Source organism: Variovorax sp. FW305-3-2-15-B-LB1, from assembly GCF_058787635.1.
In genome coordinates this window covers 82,646-107,179 of sequence record NZ_JBYSZY010000003.1, presented here as the reverse complement: position 1 = coordinate 107,179, position 24,534 = coordinate 82,646, and the positions used below count along the sequence as shown (strand labels likewise).

General features: G+C 70.0%; 25 protein-coding genes. 18 read left to right on the top strand and 7 right to left on the bottom strand.

Annotation, left to right across the window (positions count from 1 at the left end):
* Positions 1-5 precede the first annotated feature (5 nt).
* From AC3WQR_RS03140 to AC3WQR_RS03105, 8 genes are all read left to right on the top strand, one after another.
* On the top strand, positions 6-1,484 hold the full coding sequence (locus tag AC3WQR_RS03140) for a sensor histidine kinase (RefSeq protein WP_492741134.1): 1,479 nt from the start codon (positions 6-8) through the stop codon (positions 1,482-1,484).
* Positions 1,481-2,137, top strand: coding sequence for a response regulator transcription factor (locus tag AC3WQR_RS03135; protein WP_492741133.1), 657 nt, complete (start codon positions 1,481-1,483; stop codon positions 2,135-2,137). Before AC3WQR_RS03140 ends, AC3WQR_RS03135 begins: the two co-directional genes overlap by 4 nt.
* Positions 2,138-2,253: 116 nt before the next feature.
* On the top strand, positions 2,254-2,754 hold the full coding sequence (locus AC3WQR_RS03130) for a GlcG/HbpS family heme-binding protein (RefSeq protein ID WP_056581174.1): 501 nt from the start codon (positions 2,254-2,256) through the stop codon (positions 2,752-2,754).
* Complete coding sequence (locus AC3WQR_RS03125) at positions 2,754-3,452, top strand: ankyrin repeat domain-containing protein (protein ID WP_492741132.1); 699 nt, start codon at positions 2,754-2,756, stop codon at positions 3,450-3,452. The genes AC3WQR_RS03130 and AC3WQR_RS03125 overlap by 1 nt, the downstream gene beginning before the upstream one ends.
* Positions 3,453-3,516: 64 nt before the next feature.
* Positions 3,517-4,152 carry an FMN-binding negative transcriptional regulator gene (locus AC3WQR_RS03120; protein ID WP_492741131.1) on the top strand — a complete coding sequence of 212 codons (636 nt, stop codon included), beginning with the start codon at positions 3,517-3,519 and terminating at the stop codon, positions 4,150-4,152.
* Between the two features lie 7 nt (positions 4,153-4,159).
* Complete coding sequence (locus AC3WQR_RS03115) at positions 4,160-4,378, top strand: hypothetical protein (RefSeq protein WP_492741130.1); 219 nt, start codon at positions 4,160-4,162, stop codon at positions 4,376-4,378.
* Positions 4,368-5,483 carry a tRNA adenosine(34) deaminase TadA gene (tadA, locus tag AC3WQR_RS03110; protein ID WP_492741129.1) on the top strand — a complete coding sequence of 372 codons (1,116 nt, stop codon included), beginning with the start codon at positions 4,368-4,370 and terminating at the stop codon, positions 5,481-5,483. The genes AC3WQR_RS03115 and tadA overlap by 11 nt, the downstream gene beginning before the upstream one ends.
* Positions 5,480-6,457 (top strand): LD-carboxypeptidase, encoded by a 978-nt coding sequence (locus AC3WQR_RS03105; protein ID WP_492741128.1) that lies wholly within the window; start codon positions 5,480-5,482, stop codon positions 6,455-6,457. Before tadA ends, AC3WQR_RS03105 begins: the two co-directional genes overlap by 4 nt.
* A gap of 52 nt (positions 6,458-6,509) precedes the next feature.
* Here the strand turns inward: AC3WQR_RS03105 and AC3WQR_RS03100 are convergent, their stop codons facing one another.
* Positions 6,510-6,845, bottom strand: a complete 336-nt coding sequence (locus AC3WQR_RS03100; protein ID WP_062480058.1) for a hypothetical protein — start codon at positions 6,843-6,845, stop codon at positions 6,510-6,512.
* 331 nt (positions 6,846-7,176) lie between these two features.
* On the opposite strand from AC3WQR_RS03100, the gene AC3WQR_RS03095 reads away from it, so the two are divergent.
* The 3 genes from AC3WQR_RS03095 to AC3WQR_RS03085 all read left to right on the top strand — a co-directional run bounded on the left by AC3WQR_RS03095 (position 7,177) and on the right by AC3WQR_RS03085 (position 9,013).
* The gene (locus tag AC3WQR_RS03095; RefSeq protein ID WP_062480056.1) at positions 7,177-8,124 is read left to right on the top strand and encodes an adenylate/guanylate cyclase domain-containing protein; all 948 of its coding nucleotides are present in this window, start codon (positions 7,177-7,179) and stop codon (positions 8,122-8,124) included.
* A gap of 122 nt (positions 8,125-8,246) precedes the next feature.
* Positions 8,247-8,597, top strand: coding sequence for a hypothetical protein (locus AC3WQR_RS03090; RefSeq protein WP_492741127.1), 351 nt, complete (start codon positions 8,247-8,249; stop codon positions 8,595-8,597).
* 185 nt (positions 8,598-8,782) lie between these two features.
* Complete coding sequence (locus AC3WQR_RS03085; protein ID WP_070060568.1) at positions 8,783-9,013, top strand: hypothetical protein; 231 nt, start codon at positions 8,783-8,785, stop codon at positions 9,011-9,013.
* 19 nt (positions 9,014-9,032) lie between these two features.
* Here the strand turns inward: AC3WQR_RS03085 and AC3WQR_RS03080 are convergent, their stop codons facing one another.
* The 5 genes from AC3WQR_RS03080 to AC3WQR_RS03060 form a co-directional block, all read right to left on the bottom strand.
* The gene (locus AC3WQR_RS03080) at positions 9,033-9,392 is read right to left on the bottom strand and encodes a response regulator (RefSeq protein ID WP_095745227.1); all 360 of its coding nucleotides are present in this window, start codon (positions 9,390-9,392) and stop codon (positions 9,033-9,035) included.
* A gap of 85 nt (positions 9,393-9,477) precedes the next feature.
* On the bottom strand, positions 9,478-10,695 hold the full coding sequence (locus tag AC3WQR_RS03075) for a hybrid sensor histidine kinase/response regulator (RefSeq protein WP_492741126.1): 1,218 nt from the start codon (positions 10,693-10,695) through the stop codon (positions 9,478-9,480).
* A complete protein-coding gene (locus tag AC3WQR_RS03070; RefSeq protein ID WP_492741125.1) occupies positions 10,685-11,299 on the bottom strand; it encodes a chemotaxis protein CheB in 615 nt (204 codons plus the stop codon). Before AC3WQR_RS03070 ends, AC3WQR_RS03075 begins: the two co-directional genes overlap by 11 nt.
* Positions 11,296-12,126, bottom strand: coding sequence for a CheR family methyltransferase (locus AC3WQR_RS03065; RefSeq protein ID WP_062480071.1), 831 nt, complete (start codon positions 12,124-12,126; stop codon positions 11,296-11,298). The genes AC3WQR_RS03070 and AC3WQR_RS03065 overlap by 4 nt, the downstream gene beginning before the upstream one ends.
* Positions 12,127-12,173: 47 nt before the next feature.
* Positions 12,174-15,674, bottom strand: coding sequence for a response regulator (locus tag AC3WQR_RS03060; protein WP_492741124.1), 3,501 nt, complete (start codon positions 15,672-15,674; stop codon positions 12,174-12,176).
* Between the two features lie 141 nt (positions 15,675-15,815).
* On the opposite strand from AC3WQR_RS03060, the gene AC3WQR_RS03055 reads away from it, so the two are divergent.
* The 7 genes from AC3WQR_RS03055 (at position 15,816) to bioD (ending at position 23,445) form a co-directional block, all read left to right on the top strand.
* Positions 15,816-18,155, top strand: coding sequence for an ATP-dependent DNA helicase (locus tag AC3WQR_RS03055; protein ID WP_492741123.1), 2,340 nt, complete (start codon positions 15,816-15,818; stop codon positions 18,153-18,155).
* On the top strand, positions 18,133-18,750 hold the full coding sequence (locus AC3WQR_RS03050; protein WP_492741122.1) for an alpha-ketoglutarate-dependent dioxygenase AlkB: 618 nt from the start codon (positions 18,133-18,135) through the stop codon (positions 18,748-18,750). The genes AC3WQR_RS03055 and AC3WQR_RS03050 overlap by 23 nt, the downstream gene beginning before the upstream one ends.
* Entirely contained in the window at positions 18,747-19,337 is a 591-nt protein-coding gene (locus tag AC3WQR_RS03045) for a DUF4304 domain-containing protein (RefSeq protein WP_492741121.1), read from the top strand. The genes AC3WQR_RS03050 and AC3WQR_RS03045 overlap by 4 nt, the downstream gene beginning before the upstream one ends.
* Before the next feature lie 114 nt (positions 19,338-19,451).
* On the top strand, positions 19,452-19,763 hold the full coding sequence (locus AC3WQR_RS03040) for a plasmid stabilization protein (protein ID WP_070060574.1): 312 nt from the start codon (positions 19,452-19,454) through the stop codon (positions 19,761-19,763).
* A gap of 298 nt (positions 19,764-20,061) precedes the next feature.
* Positions 20,062-21,474, top strand: a complete 1,413-nt coding sequence (locus AC3WQR_RS03035; RefSeq protein WP_492741120.1) for an adenosylmethionine--8-amino-7-oxononanoate transaminase — start codon at positions 20,062-20,064, stop codon at positions 21,472-21,474.
* Complete coding sequence (gene bioF, locus AC3WQR_RS03030) at positions 21,458-22,690, top strand: 8-amino-7-oxononanoate synthase (protein WP_492741119.1); 1,233 nt, start codon at positions 21,458-21,460, stop codon at positions 22,688-22,690. The genes AC3WQR_RS03035 and bioF overlap by 17 nt, the downstream gene beginning before the upstream one ends.
* On the top strand, positions 22,687-23,445 hold the full coding sequence (gene bioD / locus AC3WQR_RS03025) for a dethiobiotin synthase (RefSeq protein WP_492741118.1): 759 nt from the start codon (positions 22,687-22,689) through the stop codon (positions 23,443-23,445). The genes bioF and bioD overlap by 4 nt, the downstream gene beginning before the upstream one ends.
* Here bioD and AC3WQR_RS03020 read toward each other — a convergent pair.
* On the bottom strand, positions 23,428-24,480 hold the full coding sequence (locus tag AC3WQR_RS03020) for an aldo/keto reductase (RefSeq protein WP_139706342.1): 1,053 nt from the start codon (positions 24,478-24,480) through the stop codon (positions 23,428-23,430). The two genes, bioD and AC3WQR_RS03020, sit on opposite strands and share 18 nt — an antisense overlap.
* Between the last annotated feature and the right edge of the window lie 54 nt (positions 24,481-24,534).

The following is a 24,534-nucleotide window of genomic DNA, read 5'->3' as shown; positions in this document are numbered from 1 at the left end:
GCGCCATGACACAGTGGTTGCGTACGCGGGGCGGTTGGTGGCTGGCTTGGGTGGTGCTCACGGCCGCCGGCGCCGTGTGGTTCGCGCGCGCCGAGCTGACCCGGCTCCAGCAGGATTTCGAGACCGACGCGCGCATCGCGCACCGGCTCATGAGTCAGCAGGTGGTGCAGTACGACGCCGTGCTGGCCACGCTCGCGCTGCTGGAGCCCAACGCCGGCGCCGACTACCCCGAGCGGCGCCTGCCGTCGGTGTACTCGTCGATCCTGCGCGTGCAGCGGCGCGCGGCCGAGGAGTCCTGGCCCGATGCCGAGCACGCCGACGCGCTGGCCGCCGCCGAGGCCCGCTCGCGCGCCGAACGCCGCGCCGACCTGGCCGTGCTCGACCTCGCGCACGGTCGCTACCAGCTCGTGATCGGCTCGGAGCCGCTGAGCTACGCGCTCGAGATCGACCTCGTGGGCTCGGTGCCCTGGCGCGACTGGCCGATGAACCCGCAGCGCAGCCCCGTGCGACTGGTCCTGCAGCGCGACGGCCAGCAACTGGTGCTGCAGCACGGCCAGTCGGCCGAACATGGCTGGCGCTACAGCCTGAGCAAGGAACTGGCGTCGCCGAGCCAGCCTTTCGAGCTGGTGGCCGAGCGCCAGGTCGGCTGGGCCGAGCTGCCGTGGCGCACCATCGGCGGCTGGGCGGTGGCGATGGCGCTGTTGCTGGCGGGCCTGTGGGCCGCGCAGCGCCAGCGCATCGCGCGGCGCCGCGCCGAGGAGCTGTTGCGCCTGGGGCAGGTGGCGAGGCTCAATGCGCTGGGCGAACTGTCGGCCGGGCTGGCGCACGAGCTCAACCAGCCGCTCACGGCCGTGCTGGCCAACGCCCAGGCCGCGCGCCGCCTGCTCGACGACGACCCGCCCGACCTCGCCACCGCGCGCGACGCGATGGGGCAGGCCGTCGAGCAGGCCCGCCGTGCCTCCGGCGTGGTCGGCCGCCTGCGCCGCGTCATCGAGCGCCCCGAGGCCGGTGGCGACGTGAAGCCACTGGTGCTGCAGGAGGTGGTGCGCAGCGCCATGCACCTGCTGGCGCCCGAGTTCGCGCGCCACGGCGTGGCAGCCCAGTTCGACGCCAGCGCGCAGGCGCCCGTGCGCGTGCAGGCCGAGGCCGTGGCGCTGGAGCAGATCGTGCACAACCTGCTGATGAACGCGATGCAGGCGCTGGACCTCGTGCCCGCGGCCGAGCGGCGCCTCGTGGTCTCGGTCGGCCGCAACGGCGAGGAGGGCGTGCTGACCGTCACCGACAACGGCCGCGGCATCGCGCCCGAGGCGCTGCCGCGCCTGTTCGAACCCTTCTTCAGCACGCGCGAAGGCGGCCTGGGCCTCGGCCTGAGCCTGAGCGAAACGCTGGCCAGCGGCATGGGCGGCAGCCTGAGCGCCGCCAATGCCTCGCCGCGCGGTGCGCGCTTCACCTTGCTGCTGCCGCTGGTGGCACCTTCGACATGACCACGCCAACCACCGCCGATCAGCCCCAATCGCCCCTGATCCACCTGATCGACGACGACCAGGCCGTGCGCGACAGCCTGTCGCTGCTGATCGGCACGGTCGGCCTGCGCGTGCAGGGCTGGGCCGATCCGCAGGCCTTCATCGACGGCTTCGATCGCGCGAGCGTCGGCGCCATCGTGCTGGACGTGCGCATGCCCGGCATCAGCGGCCTCACGGTGCTTGACCGGCTGGTGGCGCAGAGCGTCGACCAGCCCGTGATCATGCTGACCGGCCACGGCACGGTCGAGATGTGCCGCCGCGCCTTCAAGGCCGGCGCGGCCGAGTTCCTGGAGAAGCCGGTGGACGATGAGCAGCTGCTCGAAGCCCTGCAGCAGGCCGTGCGCCAGCATGTGCGCACGCGCGAGCGCTCGCAGGCCGACAACGCCGCGCGCGAGCGGGTGGCGCAGCTGTCGGAGCGCGAGCGCGAGGTGCTGGCCTTCATCGTGCAGGGGCTCACCAACAAGGAGATCGCGCGCGTGCTGGCGCTGTCGCCGCGCACCGTCGAGACCCACCGCGCCAACCTGTTCGCCAAGCTCGATTGCGACTCGCTGGCGCAGCTGATCCGGCGCTATGCCGTGCTGGCGTCGGATGCGGGAGAAGAGGGCGCTCCGTAGTTCTACGGAGCGCCGGGCGTAGCCGTACGAATGGTTGCATCGTGCCGTATTTTTTACAGTGACACCGTGGTCGGCACAGGCCGGCACGAACCCTCTCATCACTGGAGAAACAACACATGCAATCGATCATCCGCGTTGGCGGTCTCGCCGTTCTGCTCGCTGCTTCCGTCGCCCAGGCCCAGACGCCGGCCCCCGCTGTTCGCACCGAGAAAAACATCTCGCTCGCGCTGGCCAACCAGATCGCCGCAGAAACCGTGGCAGCCTGCGCCGCCAACGGCTACAACGTGGCCGCCACCGTGGTCGACCGCGCCGGCACCGTGCGCGCCGTGCAGCGCGCCGACAACGCCGGCCCGCACACGCTGTCGTCGAGCGAACGCAAGGCCTGGACCTCGGCTTCGGCCAAGAGCCCCACGCAAGCCATGATGGAAGGCGCCCAGAAGAACCCCGGCGCCGCCAACCTCGTGTACCTGCCGGGCTTCCTGCTGCTGGGCGGCGGCGTGCCGATCAAGTCGGGCAACGAAGTGATCGGCGCCGTGGGCGTGGGCGGTGCGCCCGGCGGCCACCTCGACGAGCAGTGCGCCAACGCCGCGCTCGAGAAGGTCAAGGGCCAGCTCTGATGACGGCGCGCGGTCTCTGGTCGGCGGTGCTCGCCGCCGCGATCGGCTGGAGCGCCGCGCCCGGCGCGGCGGCCCAGGTGCCGCCGCTGGCCGCCGAAGTGCTGGCCTACGAGGGCCTGCACCGCGCCGCCTGGCACGGCGACCTGCCCAAGCTCAAGAGCCTGATCGCTTCCGGCGCCAGCCTCGATGTGCGCGACGCGCGCGGCCGCACGCCGCTGCAGGTCGCCACCTACGCGCGCCAACGCGATGCCGTGACGCTGCTCGCCAAGGCGGGCGCGAACATCGACCTGCTCGAAGACGACCGCTACGACGCCGTGACCATCGCGTCCGTGGCCGACGACGTGACCACACTCACGCTGCTGCTGCAACTGGGCGCCAAGCCCGGGCAGGTCACCAGCCGCTACGACGGCACCGCATTGATTGCCGCTGCGCACCTGGGGCACGACGAGGTCGTGCGCCGGCTGGTCGCGGCCGGTGCGCCGCTGGACCACGTGAACAACCTGCACTGGACGGCGGTGATCGAGTCGATCGTGCTCGGCGACGGTGGCGCTCGCCACCAGCGCATGCTGGCCGCGCTGATCGCCGGCGGTGCCAACCTGCAACTGGCCGACCGCCAGGGCCTCACGCCGCTGCAGCTCGCAAAGGCGCGCGGCTACACGGCGATGGTGAAGCAGCTCGAAGCGGCACGCGCCAAGTAGCCTGCCGCAGCGGAAGCCGGGGCGACTCGGGGACAATCGGACCTCCCCACGAGGAATCCGCCCCATGTACATGCCTCCGCAGTTCAACGCCAAGGACCCGGCCGTCGCGCTGGGCCTCATGCGCGACCACCCCTTTGCCAACCTGATCTCGAACGACAACGAGGGCCTCCCCTTCGTCACGCACCTGCCCATCGTGGCCGAGCAGCGCGAGGGCGATGCGCTGGTGCTGCTGGGGCACTGCGCCAAGCCCAACCCGCACTGGCGCTACCTGCAGGCGCGGCCGCGCGCGGTGGTGGTGTTCCAGGGGCCGCACGCCTACCTGTCGCCTTCGGTCTATCCCGACCTGGCGCGGGTGCCGACGTGGAACTACCTCGCGGTCCATTGCACCGTCGAAGCCCGGCTCGTCGAGACGCCCGAGGCCAAGGACGCGCTGCTCAAGAAACTCATCGGTGACCACGAGCCGGCCTACGCCCAGCAATGGAAAGACCTCGGCGAGGAGTTCCAGCGCAAGATGCTGGCCGGCATCATGGGCTTCGAGCTGCACGTGACGGCGCTGCAATGCAAGATCAAGCTCAACCAGCACCGGCCCGAATCGCATGCGGCGATGCGCGAGGTCTACCGCGCCGGCTCGGCCGATGAGCAGGCGCTGGCCGTGTGGATGGACCGGCTCGGCATGGCCGTCGCACCGGAGGCGCGCTGAGATGCGGATGTTCGGTTTGATCGGCCTCGTGCTCGCGCTGGTGGTTGTCGGGCTGCTGGCGAAGCAGCAGCTCTCCCGCAACGTCGTCGCCAAACAACCGGCCGTACCTGGCGCATCTGCGCCGGCGGCGGTCGATGCGCGCACGCAGGCGCAGCAGGTCCAGCAACAGGTCAAGGACGCCCTTGATGCCGCGGCCCAGGCCCGCAAGATGCCCGATGACAACTGAGTCGGCCGCATCGACCTCGGACGCGCACTGGATGGCGCTCGCGCTGCAGGAAGCGCAGCGCGCGGCCGACGCGGGCGAGGTGCCGGTGGGCGCGGTGCTGGTGAAGGACGGCCAGGTCATCGCGACCGGCCGCAACACGCCCGTGGCGCAGCACGACCCGAGCGCGCACGCCGAGATCAACGCCCTGCGTGCCGGCGCCGCCGCGCTCGGCAACTACCGGCTCGACGGCTGCGAGCTCTTCGTCACGCTCGAGCCCTGCGCGATGTGCGCGGGCGCGATGCTGCATTCGCGGTTGGCGCGCGTGGTGTTCGGCGCCGCCGACCCCAAGACCGGCGCCGCGGGCTCGGTGCTCGATCTCTTCGCCGAGCCGAAGCTGAACCATCACACGCGCGTGCAGGGCGGCGTGCTGGCCGACGACTGCAGTGCGCTGCTGCAGCGCTTCTTCCAGCAACGCCGCAGCGCCGCGCGCGCGCAGGCCGAGCCGCTGCGCGACGACGCCTTGCGCACGCCTGCCGAACGCTTTGCCACGCTCGTCGATTTCGACTTCGCGCCGCATCACGCCCAGGACCTGCCAATCTTGCAAGGCTGGCGCCTGCATTGGATCGACGAATCCGGCCCGGCCGGCGGCGACGGTCGCGTGGCCGATTGCCTGTGCCTGCATGGTCCGGGCGAGTGGGGCTACTTCTTCCGCCACCTCGTCGGCACGCCCGGCCTGCGCACGCTGGTGCCCGACCTGATCGGCTTCGGCAAGAGCGACAAGCCCAAGCGCGAAGCCACGCACCGGCTCGAATGGCACCGCGACGTGCTGCTGGCGTGGCTCGACCAGGTGCATCCCGAACCGCTCGCGCTGGTGCACAGCGAGGCGGGCGATGAACTGGCCGCGCTGCTGCAAACGGCGGCACCAGGCCGCTTCACCGCGACGCTCGCCGCACCCGACAGCGGCGTGCGCGCCAAGGACGCCTGGCGCGCGCCGTTCCCCGACCGGGGCTACGAAGCCGCGCTGCGCGCGCTCGGTGCGCGCGCCGCATCGGGCGGGCCGACCACCGCACAGGCCGCCCCCCTGGCCCGGCAGATCCGGGACGCAATGGGATACTCGACGACGTGACGTCCAAACATATCTACATCTATTCCCCCTCCAGTGCCATCCGCGACAAGGCCGCCTTCCGGCGTGGCGTGGCGCGGTTGAAGGCCCTGGGCCATGAAGTCGAAGTCGATGAAGCCGCGCTCTCGGCGTACCAGCGTTTCGCAGGCGACGACGCCACCCGGCTCGCCGCCATCTCGCGTGCGGCCGCCAGCGGCGCCGACGTGGCGCTGATCGCGCGCGGCGGCTACGGCCTCACGCGCATCCTCGACGCGCTGCCGTACAAGGCGCTGGCCAAGGCCATCGACAAGGGCACCGAGTTCGTCGGCTGCAGCGACTTCACGGCCCTGCAGAACGCACTGCTGGCCAAGAACGGCGCCGTCACCTGGTCGGGCCCCGCGGTCGGCGAAGACTTCGGCGCCGAAGGTGGTGCCGACGACATCATGGAAGCCTGCTTCGACGACCTGTTGAGCGGGCAGGGCGAGGGCACCGGCTGGCGCATGCCGGCGCGCGACGCCGAGCTCAAGGTCAAGCCGATCGAGGACGCCGTGCTCTGGGGCGGCAACCTCTGCGTGCTGACCAGCCTGCTGGGCACGCCGTACTTCCCGGTGGTCGACAAGGGCGTGCTCTTCATCGAGGACACCAACGAACACCCGTACCGCATCGAGCGCATGCTCGACCAGCTGAAGCTCGCGGGTGTGCTGGCACGCCAGAAGGCCGTCGTGTTCGGCCAGTTCACGGGCGTGCGCAACATCGCCGGCTACGACCGCGGCTTCGGCATGAACACGGTGATCGACCGGCTGCGCGCCAGCCTGAAGAAGGTGCAGGTCATTGCCGGCCTGCCGTTCGGGCACGTGCAGACCAAGGTGCTGCTGCCGGTGGGTGCGAAGGTGGCGTTGGCCGCCGAGGGGCGCGACGTGTTCCTGGTGTGGGGCCATCGGCACGGCCACCATGACCATGCGCACCACGGTCACGCCCATCACGGCCACGACCATTGAACCAGCACGCAGGCGGCCACCGGTGCCGCTGCGATGCCGGCCGATCAGGACATCACTGGTTGGTGAAACGCTGATGGACGCGCGGGCCCATCGAGCCGGGCAGGCCGCCCTTGAACATGCTGTTGATTTCTTTCATCTGGCGCCGCGCGGCCGATTCGCCGTCGATGGCGCTCAGCGCCACCATCACGTCCTGACGCAGGTACCAGAGGGTCTCGACATCGACCGCAAAGCGCACGCGTTGGCTGACACGCTGGATCGATTGGCCACCGCGGCCCTGGAGCACCGACAGCATCGCCGTGCGGATGCGCCCGAGCTGACTTTCCGCAACCTGCCGCGAGCCCAGGCCGGGTACGTTCAGGAGCTGAAAAAGGCGGCGAAAGAGCAGCATGTCACGAAAAGCGTATTGCCGGGAGCTGAGACGGTCGCTACCTTAAGCCTCAGTTCGCCGGGACACAAGATGTGAAACACCGTTTCTTGTTTGCAAACAACAAGCTTTAGCGGTCTCTTTTGTTGTCATTTGAATTTTGAGCGCAAAAGTATTAAAAAACTTTGGCATTCATCTGCACGATGCGCCAAGCTGGCCCAGTCGATGCAGCGTCAACAAGAAGCTTCTGCGGATCGTTCCTTGCATGTGAAGGCGCATGTCGGGGAAACTTCTCGCAGGAGCGGCGAAAGGTCCAGAGCAACATAACCAGCGCTTGCCGCCAAGAAAAAACAGTATGGGTGTCAATTCCACAGTCGTTTTCGCGGACTTGACCGGAAGTACCAGGGTCTTCGAGGCCATGGGGAATGCACGTGCCACCGAAACCGTGACGCGGCTGACCCAATGGATCGGGCGTGTGTGCGAGGCCCACGGCGGCCGGGTCGTGAAATCGCTGGGCGACGGCGTGTTCGCCATCTTCACCAGCGGCGCCGCCGCCACGCACGCGGTCATCGAGCTGCAGCGCTACCACCAGAAGCGCCTGGCCGGCTGGCCCGTGCCGCTGCGCATGGCGCTGCAGATCGGCGTGGCGAGCGGTGATGTGGTCGAGGTCGAGGGCGACTGCTTCGGCGACGCCGTCAACCTGGCCTCGCGCCTGAGCGACCTGGCCGGCCCCGGCCAGATCTGGGTCACCGAGGCGGTGATCCAGCAGTTGCACGAAGGCGCCGTGCAGCACCGCGACCTCGGGCCGATCAGCATCCGCGGGCGCACCGAGATGTCGATCGTCCACCGCATCGACTGGCAGGAAGACCTGACGAGCTTTCTCACCGTGCCGGCCGCGCTGCTGCCGGCGCGCCTGCCCGATTCCACCTTCGGCCGCATCGAACTCGCGTGGCTCGACGTGCGCTCCATGTTCCGCATCGACCAGTTGCCCATTCACCTGGGCCGCGTGGGCGACGCGCAGTTCGTGGTCAACGACCCGCGCGTGTCGCGGCTGCATGCGCGCATCGAGGAGCGGCAGGGTAGTTGCGTGCTGATCGATGTCAGCACCTACGGCACCTGGGTGCGCTTCCACGGCAACGGTGGGCCGAGCCACGAGATCGCGCTGCGGCGCGACGAGTGCGTGCTGCACGGCCGCGGCGAGATCGGCCTGGGCGCGCCGCTGAGCGATTTCAGCGCGCCGACCATCGCCTTCAACACGACAGGCGACGACGTGATGCTGTCGCGCCGGGCCATCGTGAACTGAAGGCCGACTGGGAATCCCGTTCACGTTTGGCAACCAGCTGGTGCGCTTCGAGGTGCACCACGCAGGGACATGTGGCGTTGCAGGACCACGCCGGCGCCGTTCGCGCCAGGCCTGGAGCCACCATGCATTCCCCAAGTGATTCTTCCGTTTTCAGATGGGCCGCCGTCGCCGCGATCGCGGCCGGCGCGCTGCTCGCTACGGGCGCTGCCAGCGCGCGCACGAGCTGGTCGGTGCAGATCGGCGCGCCCGGCCCGGTCTACGCGCCGCCGTACTACGTGCCGCCGCCCGTCTACGGCTATCCGGCCCCGATCTACTACGAACCGCCACCGCCGCGGGCCTACTACCGTCCGCCGCCGCCCGTGTACTACCGGCCGGCCCCGATCTACGTCCCGCCGCGCGGGCGCCTGTACTACGGCCCCGGCTATCCCTACCGTGCGCCGAACGATGACGACGACGATGACGACCGCGATTGACCGGCGATCCGCAAGCTTGCAGGCATGCCAATTCTTGGCGTGAACTCTGACGAAAACGTCACATTCAGTCACATTTGTAAGATCAAAGAATTCATTTCATGCCTGAGAGCGGGTTCGGGCCCGGGGCATGACACTTGCCTTGGATCGTTCAACAGGCGCGCAGAGTGCCGAAGGAGCGACAAAAAATGCAGACCAGCGTTCGGCCTTTCACCGATGTCGAGGCCGCCATTGCGGCGGTGGAGGCCCTGGACGGCGAACTCCGTAAGTTCGAGCTGGCCGTGGGGGACAACCTCCAGGACAGCATCGGCCTGCAGATGGCGCAGATTACCGACCGTGCGCTCGCACGCGGCTGGGAGCCCAGCGGCTTCATCCAGAAGGAAGGTTTTCGCCTCTACCGCTACCGCGCGATGCGCTGAAGGGCGATAGAAGGCCGGGTCAGCTGGGCGCGAGGATGCGCTCGAGCGCCCCGATGTCGATGGGCTTTTGCAGGTGGTGGTCGAACAGCACCTCGCCCGGCGCCGCATTCGCCGCATCTCGTTCCGAAAAACCGGAAATCGCCACCAGCAGCCGCGGCGTGCCTTCGGCGGCGGTGGCACGCAGCCGGCGCGCCACCTCGGTGCCAGGGAAGTCGGGCAGGGTGAGGTCGATCAGCGCCGCATCGAAGCGCTCGCCGGCCGCCGCGTCCAGCGCCTGTTGCGCCGTGTAGGTGCAGCGGGCGGTGTGATCCTGCAGCGTCAGCAGCTCCCGCAGCAGGTCGGCCGCGGCCTCGTTGTCGTCGACGATCAGCACATTCACAGTTGTTTTCTCTCGGCATCCATTGATTGCGATCCCGCAGTATCGACGCTGTGCCTACCGGAATCCGTAACAGAGGCCTTGTTTGTTACTTCCCGGTGCCGGCCGAGGCGGGCGGCGGCTGCAGCGGCAGCTCGACGAAGAAGCGCGCGCCGTGGCCCGGCGTGCTCTCCACGCCGATGCGGCCCGCATGCAGGCTCACGATCTTGTGCGTGATGTACAGGCCCAGGCCCAGGCCGGCCGCGTGCTTGCGGCTGACGTCGGTGCGTTCGAACTGCTCGAAGATGCGCTGGTGGTCCTCGGGCGAGATGCCGATGCCCTGGTCGCGCACGCTCACGACCGCGTGGTCGCCGTCCTGGCGCACCGTCATCTCGACCGGCTTGCCGCCACCGTAGCGCAGCGCGTTGGTCAGCAGGTTGGTCAGCACCTGTTCGATGCGGAACTCGTCCCACACGCCGCGCAACGCCGGGGGCGCGTCCAGGCTGATGCTGCAGCCCGCGGCCTCGGCCTGGTGGCGCAGGTTGTCGACCACGGCGCGGGCCAGCTCGGCCAGGTCGACCGGCTTGGTCTGGATCGACAGCGCGTCGCGCCGCAGCCGCGTCACGTCGAGCATGTCGTCGATGAGCCGCACCATGTTGCGGATCTGGCGCTGGTCGCGCTCGATCATGGTGGGCAGCTTCTCGGGCGAGAAGCTGTCGAGCTTGCCCTTGGACAGGTGCAGCTGCCGCAGCTGTGCCTCCAGGTAGAGCGTGTTCAGAGGCGTGCGCAGCTCGTGCGACACCATCGACATGAAGTCGTCGCGCATGCGCACCGCGCGCTCCAGCTCGCGCTGCGTGTGCTGCAGCTGCTGCACCAGCTCTTCCTGCTTGCGGTGCGCGGCGGCCAGCGACTCCATTTCGTGGCGCAGCGCCTTGCGGTGCTGGTGCAGGTCGACGAACACGCTGACCTTGCTGACCACCGCATGTGGGTCGAGCGGCTTGTGCAGGAAGTCGACCGCGCCGCTTTCGTAGCCCTGGAAGGCGTAGTTCATCTCGCGCCCGGCGGCACTCACGAAGATGATCGGGATGTGCCGCGTGCGCTCGGTGCCGCGCATCAGCTCGGCCAGCTCGAAGCCGTTCATGCCGGGCATCTGCACGTCGACGATGGCGAGCGCGAATTCGTGTTCCAGCAGCAGCGCCAGTGCAGCCTCGGCCGAACCGGCGCGGTACACCAGCCGCCCGGGCGCGCGGATCAGCGCCTCGAGCGCCAGCAGGTTCTCGGGCAGGTCGTCGACGATCAGCAGCTTGCTTTCGACCTCAATGGGCATGGGCGGGCTCCAGTAGCTGCAGCAGGATGCGCAGGTCGCGCAGCCGAAGCACGTGGTCGGGGGCGTGGCGCGCAATGGCGGCGAGGGGCATGGTGGGAACCAGGGCTTCTTTCGGGTCTTGCACGGCGGTGAGTCCGCCGGCGCGGTGGATGCGCAGCAGGCCTTCGGCGCCGTCCTCGTTGGCGCCGGTCATGAGAAAGCCGGCCACCGCCGCCCCGTAGGCGTCGGCGGCCGAGGCCATGAGCACGTCGATGGACGGGCGCGAGAACAGCACGGGCGGCTCGCAGCTCAGCGAAAAGCGGCGCCCGCGCTCGATCGACAGGTGGTAGCCCGGCGGCGCGAAGTACAGGCAGCCGTCCACCAGCGGCATCTTGTCGAGCGCCTCGTGCACGGGAATCGGCAGGCGCTGCGCGAAGATCTCGGCCAGGTGGCTCTCGTGCGATTCGGGCAGGTGCAGCACCACCGCCATCGGAATGCGCCAGTTGGCCGGCAGGCCGTCGAGCACCGCGCTGAGCGCGTCGATGCCGCCCGCCGAGGCGCCGAGCACCACGGCTTCGACGCGGCGAACCGGAAACGGACGGTGCTGCGTGCCGGCGCGCTTCATGCGACCTTGCGGTAGATGCGCTCGGCGCGCGCGTGGGCGTCGAAGCGGTCGGCGTAGCCCGAGAAGTCGATGCTCTCCTTCGAGCCCAGGCCGAGAAAACCGCGGTGCGACAGCGACTCGTGGAACAGCCCGAGCGCGCGGTCCTGCAGCTGGCGGTTGAAGTAGATCAGCACGTTGCGGCACGACACCAGCTGCGTCTCGGCGAACACGCTGTCGGTGGCCAGGCTGTGGTCGGCAAAGATCACGTCGGCGCACAGCGAGGGGTCGAAGCGCGCGGCCTCGTAGGCGGCGGTGTAGTAGTCGGAGAACGCGCTCAGGCCGCCCGCGCGCTGGTAGTTGGCCGTGTAGCCGCGGATCGCCTCGAGCGGAAAGATGCCCTGGCGCGCCTTCTCGAGCGAGGCCGGGTTGATGTCGGTGGCGTAGATCTGCGTGCGCTCGAGCAGGCCTTCCTCGCGCAGCAGGATGGCCAGCGAGAACACCTCTTCGCCCGTGCTGCAGCCCGCCACCCACACCTTGACCGAAGGGTAGGTGTGCAGGATCGGCACCACATGCCGGCGCAGCGCCAGGAAGTAGGCCGGGTCGCGGAACATCTCGCTCACCGGAATGGTCAGGAACTGCAGCAGCTGGCCGAACAGCGCTGCGTCGCGCAGCACGCGGTCCTGCAGCGCCGAGATGCTGGGCAGCTCGAGCTGCTCCAGCGCATACAGCACGCGGCGCTTCTGCGAGGCGGTGGTGTAGTTGCGGAAGTCGTAGCTGTACTTGAGGTAGATGGCCTCCATCAGCAGGCGCAGCTCGATCTCGGTGTCGCTCAGTGGCTGGGGCTGCATGGGGGCGGTGGCCGGGTCCTGCAGCGCGGCGGGCAGGGGCTTGCGGGTCACAGGCGCTCCATCTTCGGCATCCACACGCGCAACAGCGAGAACAGGCGCTCCAGGTCGACCGGCTTGGCCAGGTAGTCGCTGGCGCCCGCGGCCAGGCACTGGTCGCGGTCGTCCTTCATGGCCTTGGCGGTGATGGCGATCACCGGCATCTTCGCGAAGCGCGGGTCGGCGCGCAGGTGGCGCGTGGCTTCCAGGCCGTCCATCTCCGGCATCATCACGTCCATCAGTACGAGGTCGATCTCGCTGACCTGGTCCAGCCGCTCCAGCGCCTCGCGGCCGTTGCGCCCGATCTCGACCGTGGCGCCGCGCTGCTCCAGCGCGCTGGTGAGCGCGAAGATGTTGCGCACGTCGTCGTCCACCAGGAGGATGGTGCGGCCCTCGAAGATGCGGTCGCGTCCGCGCGCCGTCTTCAGCATGCCCTGGCGTTCGCTGGACAGCGAAGCCTCCACCTTGTGCAGGAACAGCGTCACCTCGTCGAGCAGCCGCTCGGGCGAGCGCGCGCCCTTGATGATGATCGAGCGCGAGTAGCGCTGCAGCTCGGTCTCTTCGTCGCGCGTGAGGTTGCGCCCGGTGTAGACGATGACCGGCGGGAACGACACGATCTCTTCCGCCGCCATGGCCTTGAGCAGCTCGCTGCCCTGCATGTCGGGCAGCCGCAGGTCGGTGATCATGCAGTCGAACACGCGCGTGCGCAGCAGCGCCAGAGCCTCTTCGCCGGAGCCGACCGCGACGATCTCGATGTCGTCGTCGCCGATCAGCCTGATCACGCTCTCGCGCTGCAAGGCGTCGTCTTCCACCAGCAGCACGACCTTGACCTTCTGCGTGAGCTTTTCTTCCAGCCGGCCGAACACCTTGGTCAGCTCCTCGCGCGTGGCCGGCTTCAGCGCGAAGCCGATGGCGCCCATGTGCAGCGCGGCGGCCTGCGCGTTGTCGGCGGCCGAGACCACGTGGATCGGGATGTGGCGCGTGTGCGGCGAGTCCTTGAGCTTTTGCAGCACATCCAGGCCGGTGCTGTCGGGCAGGCGCATGTCCAGCAGGATCGCGTCGGGCACGAACTGCGTGGCCAGCTCGAAACCGTCGGCCGCGCCGTGCGCCACCAGGCAGCGGTAGCCCAGCTCGTGCGCCAGGTCGTACAGGATGTGGGCGAACTGCGGCTCGTCCTCGATGACCAGCACGCGGCGCACCTGGTCGCGCGGAATCGAGCGGTCGTCCGCGAAGCGCGGGGCCGGCACCACGGGCGCCGGGGCAGGGGGCGCGAGCGGTGGCGGCGACAGCACGGCAGGCGCATGTGAAGACGAAGACGTCGACACCGAACGCAGCGTGCCCACGGGCGTGGCCGGCGCGGGCGAGGTTTGCGGCGCGCGCGGCGGCAGTTGCAGCGTGAAGGTGCTTCCCTGGCCGGCTTCGCTCTTCACCGTCAGCGAGCCGCCCAGCAGCTGCGTGAGGTCGCGCGAGATCGACAGGCCCAGCCCCGTGCCGCCGTAGCGCCGGCTGGTGGTGCCGTCGGCCTGGCGAAAGGCCTCGAAGATCAGCTCGTGCTGCTGCGGGTCGATGCCGATGCCCGAGTCGTGCACCGCAAAGGCTGCGCCGCCGTCGGCCGTGGCCGAGACCGTGAGCGCCACTTCGCCGCGCTCGGTGAACTTGATCGCGTTCGACAGCAGGTTCTTCAGGATCTGCTCCACGCGCTGCCGGTCGGTGACCAGCAGGGCCGGCGCGTCGGGCCGCAGCTCCAGGCGGAACTCCAGGTTCTTGTCGGTCGCGAGCGGGCGGAAGGTGCTTTCCAGGCTCTGGGCCAGCTTGTCGAGCGGCACCTCCTCGGGCACCAGTTCGAGCTTGCCGGCCTCGACCTTGGCGATGTCCAGGATGTCGTTGATCAGCACCAGCAGGTCGTTGCCCGAGGCGTAGATCGATTCCGCGAACTTCACCTGCTCCAGCGACAGGTTGCCCTGCGGGTTGTCGCCCAGCAGCTTGGCCAGTATCAGCGCGCTGTTCAGCGGCGTGCGCAGCTCGTGCGACATGTTCGCCAGGAACTCCGACTTGTAGCGGCTGGCGCGCTGCAGCTCGTCGGCGCGGTCTTCCAGGTCGCGCTGCACGCGGCGCAGCGCGGTGTTGCGCTGGTCGAGCGCTTCGGTGCGTTCCGACAGCTGGCTGTTGGTCTGCTCCAGCTCGGCCTGCTGGTTCTCCAGCATGGCCTGCGAGGCGCGCAGGGCGCGCGACTGTTCTTCGAGCTCTTCGTTGGCGGTGCGCAGCTCTTCCTGCTGCACCTGCAGCTCTTCGTTGAGCTGCTGCGTTTCGGCCAGCACGTCCTGCAACTGCTCGCGGTAGCGCGCCGCCGCCAGCGAGGTGCCGATGTCGTCGGCCACGAGGTCGAACAGCTGCTCGCTGCGCGCGTCGGGCGTGCCCGGCAGGCCGAGTTCGAGCACACCGTTGACGGCGCCGTCGGCCGCCACCGGCAGCAGCAGCACGGCCTTGGGCGTCATCTCGCCGAGGCCGGAATTCACCTTCAGGTAGTCGGCCTGCACCGGGTCGATCAGCATGCGGCGCTGCTCGGCCGCCGCCTGGCCGACCAGGCTTTCGGTGGGGGAGAACACCTGCGGCGAGGCTTCGGCCTCGCTGGAGAAACCGTAGCTCGCGGCGCGGCGCAGCGGGCCGTGGCGTTCGCGCACATAGAGCGCGCCCACCGAGCTGCCGAGATGGCGCGAGAAGAACGCGAGGATCTTGCGGCCCATGTCCGGCGCGCTGAGTTCGCCGACCAGCTCGCCCACCAGCTCGGTCTGCGCGTTGCGCAGCCAGGCCTCCTGCGACAGCCGCTCGGCGTGCGCCGCCTGTTCGCCCAGCACCACGTCGTAGCTGTCGGACAGGCGCATCAGCTGCCGGCGCCCGAAGAACGCCACCAGGCCCGAGTACACCAGCGTAAAGAGCAGGAACAGCCCGACCACCCACCAGCTGGTGCGGTTGGCCTCGGTGTTGCGCTGGAACCGCAGCGTCTGCTCGGTGTCCATGAAGGCCGTGAACTCGGCGCGCAGGTCGTCGGTCAGGCGCTTGCCGCGGCCCAGCCGGACGGTGGCCTGCGGATCGATGCCGTTGCGCCGCGCCTCGATCATTTCCCGCGCGAAGGTCAGCCACGACTCCTGCAGGCCGACGATGCGGTCGACGCGCTCCACCTGCTGGCGGTTGTCCGACACCTGGCGCCGCAGCGCATCGGTGTCGGCCTTCAGGCGCGGCAGGGCGGACTGGTAGGGCTCGAGAAAGCTCTCCTCCCCGGTGATCAGGAAGCCGCGCATGCCTGTTTCCATGTCGATGGAGCGGCGTTGCAGTTCGCTGGCGGCGCGCGTGACCTGGTCGGTGTGCTCGACCCAGCTCAGGCTCGTCAGCAGATACAGGATCAGCGCGACGAACGCCACGGCGCCGATCAGTCCGCCCAGCAGCGGCAGCTTGAGATTGCGGCTGAGCAGGCGGTCGAATTCGACGGGGTCGATCGCGGTGGGAGTTTTCATGAATGCATTTGTAAGCAAAACTTGTCAAGTCTTGCCGAAAAAGATCATTTGACCTGTCGGAGAAGGCCTCGATACCGATTTGTGTGACGTATTGCCGCATTCGGTGCTCGTTATACTGTAATTTCATCCAGTATCGGCAGCATGCCTTCCGACCTCCATTCCGCTCCGTCAGCCGCCGTTTCGGCGGCGCACGTCGTGTCCGTCAAGGCCTTGTGCGCCTTCGGCGCGAAGGCGGGCGATCTCGACCTGCGCTTCGTGCCCGCGCCCAGCGCGCTCGAAGGCATGGCCGGCCATGCGCTGGTGCAGGCCCGGCGCGGCGGCGACTACCAGAGCGAGGTGCCGCTGGCCACCACCTGCGGCACGCTGCGCGTGCGCGGCCGGGCCGACGGCTACGACCCGGCGCAGGCACGGGTGGAAGAAATCAAGACCTTCCGCGGCGACTTCGACGCCATCCGCGCCAACCACCGCGCGCTGCACTGGGCGCAGGTGCGTTGCTATGGCTGGATGCTGTGCGAGCAGGAAGGGCACGAGCAGCTGACCGTCGCGCTGGTCTACCTCGACCTGGCCAGCGGCGACGAGACCGTGCTGGAAGAGCAGCACACGCGCGACTCCCTGCGCACGCACTTCGAGACCCTGTGCGCCTGCTACAGCGACTGGGCGCAGCGCGAGGCAGCGCACCGCGGCGCGCTCGACGACGCACTGACGCAACTCGAGTTTCCCCACGCCGACTTCCGCACCGGCCAGCGCGAACTGGCCGAGGCGGTCTACCGCGCCGCCGTGGGCGGGCGCTGCCTGCTGGCGCAGGCGCCCACGGGCATCGGCAAGACGCTGGCCACGCTCTTTCCGCTGCTCAAGGCGCGCGCGGCACACAAGCTCGACAAGGTGTTCTTCCTCACCGCCAAGACCTCGGGCCGACCCGTGGCGCTCGACGCCTTGCGCGTGCTGGGGCAGGGCGGCGCCCACCGGCCGCGCGTGCTCGAACTCGCGGCCCGCGAGAAGGTCTGCGAGTACCCCGACCGCGCCTGCCATGGCGAGGCCTGTCCGCTGGCGCGCGGCTTCTACGACCGCCTGCCCGCCGCGCGCGCCGAGGCCGCGCAGGTGGGCTGGCTCGACCGCGAGGCGCTGCGGCGGGTCGCGCTCGCGCACGAGGTCTGCCCCTATTTCCTGGCGCAGGAAATGACGCACTGGAGCGACGTCGTCGTGGGCGACTACAACTACTACTTCGACGGCAGCGCCTTCCTCTTCGCCAGCATGAAGGACGCGAACTGGCGCGTGGCCGTGCTGGTCGACGAGGCCCACAACCTGCTGGAGCGCGCACGCGGCATGTACACCGCCAAGCTCGAAGGTGCGGCCCTCGAAGAAGCGCACCGCGCCGCACCTGCGGCCGTGCGCGGCCCGCTGGCGCGGCTGTTCCGCGAATGGGACACGCTGCAGCAGGCGCAGACCGCCGGCTACGACACCGCCGACGAAATCCCCGAGCGCTTTTTGCGCACGCTGCAGGCCGCCAACACCGCGATGGCCGAGCACTTCGCCGCCACGCCCGACGCGGCGCAGGGGCCGCTGCAGCGCTTCTTCTTCGATGCGCTGCATTTCGCGCGGCTGGCCGAGGTCTTCGACGACCACTCGGTGTTCGAGCGCACGCTGGGCGCCACGCAGGAACAACGCGGCCTGGCCATCCGCAACCTCGTGCCCGGGCCGTTTCTCGAAGGCCGCTTCGCCGATGCGGTGTCGGTCACCTGCTTCTCGGGCACGCTCGCGCCGTTCGCGTTCTACCGCGATGCGCTCGGCCTGCCCGAAGACACGGCGCTGCTCGACGTCGAATCGCCGTTTCGCGGCCAGCAGCTGCGCGTCGAGGTGGCGACCGGCGTCTCCACGCGCTTTCGCGACCGCGCCGGCTCGCTGCGCCATGTGACGGACATCATCGGCGCGCAGTTCGAACGCCTGCCCGGCAACTACCTGGCCTTCTTCAGCAGCTTCGACTACCTGGACAAGGCCTGCGCCGCGTTCTCGCTGCGCCACCCCGGCGTGCCCGTGTGGACGCAGACGCGCGGCATGCGCGAAACCGACCGCCACGATTTCGTCGCGCGCTTCGAAGAAGGCGGGCAGGGCATCGGCTTCGCCGTGCTCGGTGGCGCCTTCGGCGAAGGCATCGACCTGCCGGGCAGCCGGCTCATCGGCGCCTTCGTCGCCAGCCTGGGGCTGCCCCAGTACAACGAACTCAACGAGATCACGCGCGAGCGCATGCAGTCGCGTTTCGGCAAGGGCTACGAGTACACCTACCTCTACCCGGGCCTGCAGAAGGTGGTGCAGGCCGCCGGCCGCGTGATCCGCACCGAGGCCGACACGGGGGTGCTGCACCTGCTCGACGACCGCTTTGCGCGCGCCGAGATCCGCGAATTGCTGCCGCGCTGGTGGCATGTGCAGCTGGCCGGGGAGGCCGGGCAGGCCGGGGAAGGCGATGCGCGCCACCCGACGCCTTGAGCACGCCGGCCAGCCCGACCTGTTCGGCGAGGCGCCCGTGGCGGCCATCGAGGGTCTGCGCTACGAAGCCGGGTTCCTGTCGCGCGACGAGGAGGCCGGCCTGCTGCGCATCGTGCAGGGCCTGCCGCTCAAGGAGATGCGCTACAAGGAATACACGGCCCGCCGACGCGGCACCAGCTTCGGCGGCAGCTACGACTTCGACACCAACCGCCTCAAGCCCGGCGCGCCGCTGCCCGAGGCGCTGCACCCGCTGCGCGCGAAGGCGGCCGCCTGGGCCGGCCTGGCGCCCGAAGACCTCACCCACGTGCTGATCGCCGAGTACCGCCCCGGCGCGCCGCTGGGCTGGCACCGCGACGTGCCCGACTTCGAGGACATCGTCGGCGTCTCGCTGTGCGGCGACGCGGTGATGCAGTTCCGGCCGTATGTGCCCGGTGCGCCCGCGTCGGGGCCGGCCGCACTCGATGTTCTCGTCGAACCGCGCTCCGTGTACCTGCTGCGCGGGCCGGCGCGCTGGGCATGGCAACATGCTGTCGCCCCGACCGAGGGCCTGCGTTATTCGATCACCTTGCGTACCCGGAGACCCCGCGCGCCATGAACCGCACCACCTTCCTCAAGCTGCTCACGCACCGCCTCTTCCCCGTGCTGAAGGCCGAAGGCTTCCAGGGTTCGGGCCAGACGCTGCGGCGCATCGACGGGCCGGTGATCCACGTGTTCAACGTGCAGGGTGCAAGCGGCGGCAAGGCCTGCTACCTGAACCTCGGCACGCACTTGGACTTTTTGCCGCCCGAGGGCGGAACGCCGGTGGCGCCCGAGGCGCTCGAAGAATCGCACTGCGTGTTCCGCGACCGCCTGGACCCACCGCCCGGCGCGGCGTTCGGATGGGCCTATGGCGAGACGAAAGAACAGGCCGAAGAAAACGTCGAATTCATCGTGAGCGAGTGGGAAGGGCCGGGGCGTACTTTCTTCGCACGCCATGGCAGCTATCCGCAGAGCTTCGAACAGATGCTGCGCGAGACCGACCCGCACCAGATCCATGCGCGCACCGCCTTGCACTTCGCACGGATCGCGATGCATCTGGGCGACCGCGCACGGGCACAGGCGCTGGTCGAGGCGGGGCTCGCGCGGGCGCCGGAACGCGCCACGGCCCTGAAGACCGACCTCGCGAACGTGCTGTCGGCCTGAGCGCGCACGACAGACTGCGCTGACGCGCAGCGCCTGCCTCTTCCGACCCATGGCGGCTCACAGGCGGCCAGCATGAAGGCTTCTTTCATCCCATTTGATTGAAGGAGCGCAGACATGCCACGAGGCGACAAGTCGTCCTACACGGACAAGCAGAAACGCAAGGCCGAGCACATCGAGGCAGGCTACGAGCACCGCGGCGTGGCCAAGGGGGAGGCCGAGCGCCGCGCCTGGGCCACGGTGAATGCCGAGACCGGCGGCGGCAAGAAGAGCGGTGCGGGCCGCGGCCGGCCCGAGAACCATGCACCGTCTCGCAAGGGTGGTCGCCTCGGTGGCGCCGCGGCGGCACACCGCACCGCCGCCGAACGCTCGGCGTCCGCGAGGAAGGGCGCCGCCACGCGCAAGCGCAACGCCGAGAAGCGCGGCTGAGGCCGGTTGCGAATACCAGCCATATCGGCTGTCCGAAAGGCGAAGTCCACCCACCGCGCACCCTGAAAAGCGGACATTCCTTCGCCATCTGTGACGGCAGCCGGACAACTTGCATCGGCCCCGCGCCGGCGCGGCCCCGCACGAAGTCGCTAGCTTGCGCGACGTTGGCCTGAACGCACGCGCTACACCGGCCAACCTCGGTCATTCCGCCTTCTTTTTGCACGCGTTCCGGGCGTTTGCCGGGGCGCGTCCGCGTCGATACGATCCGCCGCCTTGCCCTCCAGAAAGGAACGCGCGGGTGCCTCCCTCGAACGTTTTCTCCCCCACGACCGCGCCAGCCGCCGCCGGTGCCAACGCCGACTGGCAACAGCGCAGCCGCCGCCATGTCTGGCACCCCTGCACCCAGAGCATCCGCCTCGACGTGGCGCCGCCGCTGCCCATCGCGCGCGGCGAGGGCGTCTGGCTGACCGACCACGAAGGCCGGCGCTACCTCGACGCCACCAGCTCGTGGTGGGTCAACCTGTTCGGCCACGCGCACCCGGCGATCAACGCCGCGCTGAAGGCGCAGCTGGACACGCTGCCGCACGTGATGCTCGCCGGCTGCACGCACGCGCCGGCGGTTGAACTGGCCGAGCGGCTGGCGGCGCTCACGGGCGATGCGCTGGGCCATTGCTTCTATGCCTCCGACGGAGCCTCGGCCGTGGAGATCGCGCTCAAGATGAGCTTCCACGCCTGGCGCAACGCAGGCCGCGCCGGCAAGCGCCGCTTCGTGGCGCTGCGCGGCGGCTACCACGGCGAGACGCTGGGCGCGCTGCACGTCACCGACGTGCCCGTGTTCCGCGACGCCTACGCGCCGCTGCTCGCCAGCGCGCACCTCGTGGCCTCGCCCGATGCGCGCGCCGCCCGGCCCGGTGAAGACGCCGCCGCCGTGGCGAACCGCGCGGCCGACGAGCTGGAGGCGCTCCTGGCCGCGCAGCACGACAGCATCGCCGCCGTCATCGTCGAGCCGCTGGTGCAGTGCGCCACCGGCATGGCGATGCACGACGCGGCCTACCTGCGCCGCGTGCGCGCGCTGTGCGACTGCTTCGGCGTGCACCTGATCGCCGACGAGATCGCGGTCGGCTGCGGGCGCACCGGCACCTTCTTCGCCTGCGAGCAGGCCGGCATCTGGCCCGACTTCCTGTGCCTGTCGAAGGGCATCAGCGGCGGCTACCTGCCGCTGGCGCTGGTGATGACGCGCGAGGCCATCTACCAGGGCTTCGTCGACGACGATGCCGCGCGCAGCTTTTTGCATTCGCATTCCTACACCGGCAACGCGCTGGCCTGCCGCGCGGCGCTCGCTACGCTCGATCTGTTCGAGCAGGAAGACGCGCTGAACCGCAACCTCTCGCGGTCCGCGCGCCTGCTGGCGCGGCTGCGCGAGGGGCTCGCCGGCCAGCCGATCGACCACCTGCGCCAGCGCGGAATGATCACGGCCTTCGACGTGCGCGAGCCCGGCGCGCGCTTTGCCGAGCGCTTCCACCTCGCGGCGCGCGACCACGGCCTGCTGATGCGGCCCATCGGCGCCACCGTGTACTTGATGCCGCCGTATGCCATTGCCGACGGCGAGATCGACCAGCTCGTGGACGGCACGCTCGCCACGCTCAAGACCGTCACCACCGCATCCGGCGCCACCGCCGACGAAGGAGCCCGCGATGCTGCGCTTGCTTGAACGCCTGCAGGACGAGATCACCGCGCTCGACGCGCGCTCGCTGCGCCGCCGCCGGCAGATCGCCGAGACCGCCTGCGCGCCCGAGCAGATCCTCACGCTGGCCGGCGCCAACGCGCCGCGCACCATGCTCGGCTTCAGCAGCAACGACTACCTGGGCCTGGCCGCGCACCCCGCGCTGGCCGAGGCGCTGGCCGAAGGCGCGGCGCGCTACGGCACGGGCAGCGGCGGCTCGCACCTGATCCTGGGCCATTCGCGCGCCCATGCGCAGCTGGAGGAGCGGCTGGGCGAATGGATGGCGCCGCACATTCCCGAGGCGCGCAGCCTGTTCTTCTGCACCGGCTACATGGCCAACCTGGCGGTGCTGTCTGCGCTGGGCGACGGCGAGGCGGTGATCTTCTCGGAGACGCTGAACCACGCCTCGCTGATCGACGGCGCGCGGCTGGCCCGCGCCCGCGTGGAACGCTACCCGCACTGCGACCTGCAGGCGCTCGACGCGCAACTGGCCGCCTGCGACGCGCCGGTCAAGATCATCGTGAGCGACGCCGTCTTCAGCATGGACGGCCACATCGCCCCGGTCGCGGGCCTGCTGGCGCTGGCTGAGCAGCACGACGCCTGGCTGGTGATCGACGACGCGCACGGCTTCGGCGTGCTCGGCGCCACTGGGCGCGGCGCGTTGCAGGCGCTGGCGCTGCGCTCCGAGCGGCTGGTGCTGATCGGCACGCTGGGCAAGGCGGCCGGCGTGTCGGGCGCCTTCGTGGCGGCGCACCGCACGGTGATCGACTTTCTGGTGCAGCGCGCGCGCCCCTACATCTTCACCACGGCCGCGCCGCCGGCGGTGGCGCATGCGCTGCTCACCAGCCTGGCGCTCATCGAGGGCGAGGAAGGCATGCGCCGCCGCGCCCAGCTGCGCGCCCGCATCACCCAGCTGCGCAGCGGCCTGAAGCAGGTGCTGCCGGCCGACGGCAGCGCCTGGCTGGCCGATTCCCCGACCGCGATCCAGCCGCTCATCGTGGGCGACAACGCGCGCGCCATGCAGACCATGGAACGGCTCGACGTGCACGGCCTGCGCGTGGGCGCGATCCGTCCGCCGACGGTGCCTGCCGGCACCGCGCGGCTGCGCATCGCGCTGTCGGCCAGCCACACCGAGGCCGACGTGGCGCGGCTCATCGGCGCGCTGGGCGAGGCCCTGGCCGAACCGTGGCCGGAGGCGGCATGACGGCGGCGGCAGCAGCGACACAGCGCCGCTGGTTCGTCACCGGCACCGACACCGGCGTGGGCAAGACGCTGGTCAGCAGCGCCATGCTCGCGCTGCTGGCCGCCTCGGGCCTGCGCGCGGTCGGCATGAAGCCGGTGGCGGCGGGGCTCGATGCCATCGACGGCGAATGGCGCAACGAAGACGTCGAGCGCCTGCAGGCGGCCGGCAATGTCGACGCGCCGTTGGCCTGGCGCTGTCCTTACGTGCTGAAGGCGCCGATGTCGCCGCACCTGGCGGCGCGGGAAGAGGGCGTGCAGGTCGCGCTGCCCGTGCTGCTCGATGCCTTCGAGCGGCTGTCGGCGCAGGCCGATGCGGTGGTGGTGGAGGGCGTGGGCGGCTTCTGCGTGCCGCTGGGCGACGACCTGGACACGGCCGACCTCGCGGTGGCGCTGGGCCTGCCCGTGATCCTCGTGGTCGGGCTGCGGCTGGGTTGCCTCAACCATGCGCTGCTCACCGCCGAGGCGATCCGTGCGCGCGGGCTGGTGCTGGCCGGCTGGGTCGCGAGCGTGGTCGAGCCGCAGATGCTCTCGCCCGAAGGCAACCTGCAGACGCTGCGCGCCCGGCTCGGTGCGCCGCTGCTGGGCGTGGTGCCGCACCTGGCCGCGCCCTCGGCGGCGCGTGCCGCCGAACACCTCGACCTGCGCGCGCTGCGGGCGAGCGCGGCCCATGCCGCGCGTCGCACCGAGGCCCCGGCCGTGTCAGCCGCGACGGCCTGAATCCGCCAGCCGCTGGGCGCGCACGCCGCCCTGGCGCGCGAGCATCCAGCCCGGGTACTCGGGCGCCAGCGCGCTGGCCTTGTCGATCGCCGCGAGTTCGTCGGCCGTGAGCCGCACCTCGGTGGCGGCGATGTTGTCGTCCAACTGGTCGATGCGCTTGGCACCGACGATCACGCTGGTCACCACCGGCTGGTGCAGCAGCCAGGCCAGCGCGATCTGCGCCACCGACACGCCGCGCGGTTCGGCGAACTGGCGCATGAGGTCGATGCAGTCGTAGGCGCGCTCCACGTTCACCGGCGGAAAGTCGAAGCTCGCGCGGCGGCTGCCTTGCGCGGTGGCGGTGTGGCGGTCGACCTTGCCGCTGAGCAGGCCGCCGGCCAGCGGGCTCCAGACCATCAGGCCGAGCTGCTCGCTGCGCAGCATGGGCACCAGCTCGCGCTCCAGGTCGCGCCCGGCCACGGTGTAGTAGGCCTGCAGCGACTCGAAGCGCGCGAGGCGGTCGCGCTCGGCGATGCCCAGCGCCTTGGCGATCTGCCACGCGGCCCAGTTCGACACGCCCACGTAGCGCACGTGGCCCTGGCGCACGAGGTCGTCGAGCGCACGCACCGTTTCCTCGATGGGCGTGATCGGGTCGATGCCGTGGATCTGGTACAGGTCGATGTGGTCCAGCTGCAGCCGCTTCAGGCTGGCCTTCACGCCGTCCATGATGTGGTAGCGCGAGGCGCCGGCCGAGTTCACGCCCTTGCTGCCGGTTTCGCCCAGCACCTTGGTGGCGACCACCACGCGGTCGCGCGGCACCTTCAGGTTCTTCAGCGCCTGGCCGGTGATGGTCTCGGACAGGCCCTCGGAGTACACGTCGGCCGTGTCGATGAAGTTGATGCCCGCGTCGAGCGAGCGGCCGATGAGGCCTTCGGCCTCGCCTTGCTGCAGCTGGCCGATGTGGTCCCAGATGCCCGGCGCGCCGCCGAAGGTCATCGTGCCGAGGCAGAGTTCGGAAACCAGGAGGCCGGTGCGGCCGAATTGGCGGTATTGCATCGAAAGTTGTCCTTTGGGTGGGGAGGGGCCGTCCGGCTTGAGGAATGGCCGGCG

Bases quoted from the DNA above. Each gene is read 5' to 3' on its own strand.
- AC3WQR_RS03140 (WP_492741134.1), top strand. From the start codon at position 6: ATGACACAGTGGTTGCGTACGCGGGGCGGTTGGTGGCTGGCTTGGGTG.
- AC3WQR_RS03135 (WP_492741133.1), top strand. From the start codon at position 1,481: ATGACCACGCCAACCACCGCCGATCAGCCCCAATCGCCCCTGATCCAC.
- AC3WQR_RS03130 (WP_056581174.1), top strand. From the start codon at position 2,254: ATGCAATCGATCATCCGCGTTGGCGGTCTCGCCGTTCTGCTCGCTGCT.
- AC3WQR_RS03125 (WP_492741132.1), top strand. From the start codon at position 2,754: ATGACGGCGCGCGGTCTCTGGTCGGCGGTGCTCGCCGCCGCGATCGGC.
- AC3WQR_RS03120 (WP_492741131.1), top strand. From the start codon at position 3,517: ATGTACATGCCTCCGCAGTTCAACGCCAAGGACCCGGCCGTCGCGCTG.
- AC3WQR_RS03115 (WP_492741130.1), top strand. From the start codon at position 4,160: ATGTTCGGTTTGATCGGCCTCGTGCTCGCGCTGGTGGTTGTCGGGCTG.
- tadA (WP_492741129.1), top strand. From the start codon at position 4,368: ATGACAACTGAGTCGGCCGCATCGACCTCGGACGCGCACTGGATGGCG.
- AC3WQR_RS03100 (WP_062480058.1), bottom strand. From the start codon at position 6,845: ATGCTGCTCTTTCGCCGCCTTTTTCAGCTCCTGAACGTACCCGGCCTG.
- AC3WQR_RS03095 (WP_062480056.1), top strand. From the start codon at position 7,177: ATGGGTGTCAATTCCACAGTCGTTTTCGCGGACTTGACCGGAAGTACC.
- AC3WQR_RS03090 (WP_492741127.1), top strand. From the start codon at position 8,247: ATGCATTCCCCAAGTGATTCTTCCGTTTTCAGATGGGCCGCCGTCGCC.
- AC3WQR_RS03085 (WP_070060568.1), top strand. From the start codon at position 8,783: ATGCAGACCAGCGTTCGGCCTTTCACCGATGTCGAGGCCGCCATTGCG.
- AC3WQR_RS03075 (WP_492741126.1), bottom strand. From the start codon at position 10,695: ATGCCCATTGAGGTCGAAAGCAAGCTGCTGATCGTCGACGACCTGCCC.
- AC3WQR_RS03070 (WP_492741125.1), bottom strand. From the start codon at position 11,299: ATGAAGCGCGCCGGCACGCAGCACCGTCCGTTTCCGGTTCGCCGCGTC.
- AC3WQR_RS03065 (WP_062480071.1), bottom strand. From the start codon at position 12,126: ATGCAGCCCCAGCCACTGAGCGACACCGAGATCGAGCTGCGCCTGCTG.
- AC3WQR_RS03060 (WP_492741124.1), bottom strand. From the start codon at position 15,674: ATGAAAACTCCCACCGCGATCGACCCCGTCGAATTCGACCGCCTGCTC.
- AC3WQR_RS03055 (WP_492741123.1), top strand. From the start codon at position 15,816: ATGCCTTCCGACCTCCATTCCGCTCCGTCAGCCGCCGTTTCGGCGGCG.
- AC3WQR_RS03050 (WP_492741122.1), top strand. From the start codon at position 18,133: ATGCGCGCCACCCGACGCCTTGAGCACGCCGGCCAGCCCGACCTGTTC.
- AC3WQR_RS03045 (WP_492741121.1), top strand. From the start codon at position 18,747: ATGAACCGCACCACCTTCCTCAAGCTGCTCACGCACCGCCTCTTCCCC.
- AC3WQR_RS03040 (WP_070060574.1), top strand. From the start codon at position 19,452: ATGCCACGAGGCGACAAGTCGTCCTACACGGACAAGCAGAAACGCAAG.
- bioF (WP_492741119.1), top strand. From the start codon at position 21,458: ATGCTGCGCTTGCTTGAACGCCTGCAGGACGAGATCACCGCGCTCGAC.
- bioD (WP_492741118.1), top strand. From the start codon at position 22,687: ATGACGGCGGCGGCAGCAGCGACACAGCGCCGCTGGTTCGTCACCGGC.
- AC3WQR_RS03020 (WP_139706342.1), bottom strand. From the start codon at position 24,480: ATGCAATACCGCCAATTCGGCCGCACCGGCCTCCTGGTTTCCGAACTC.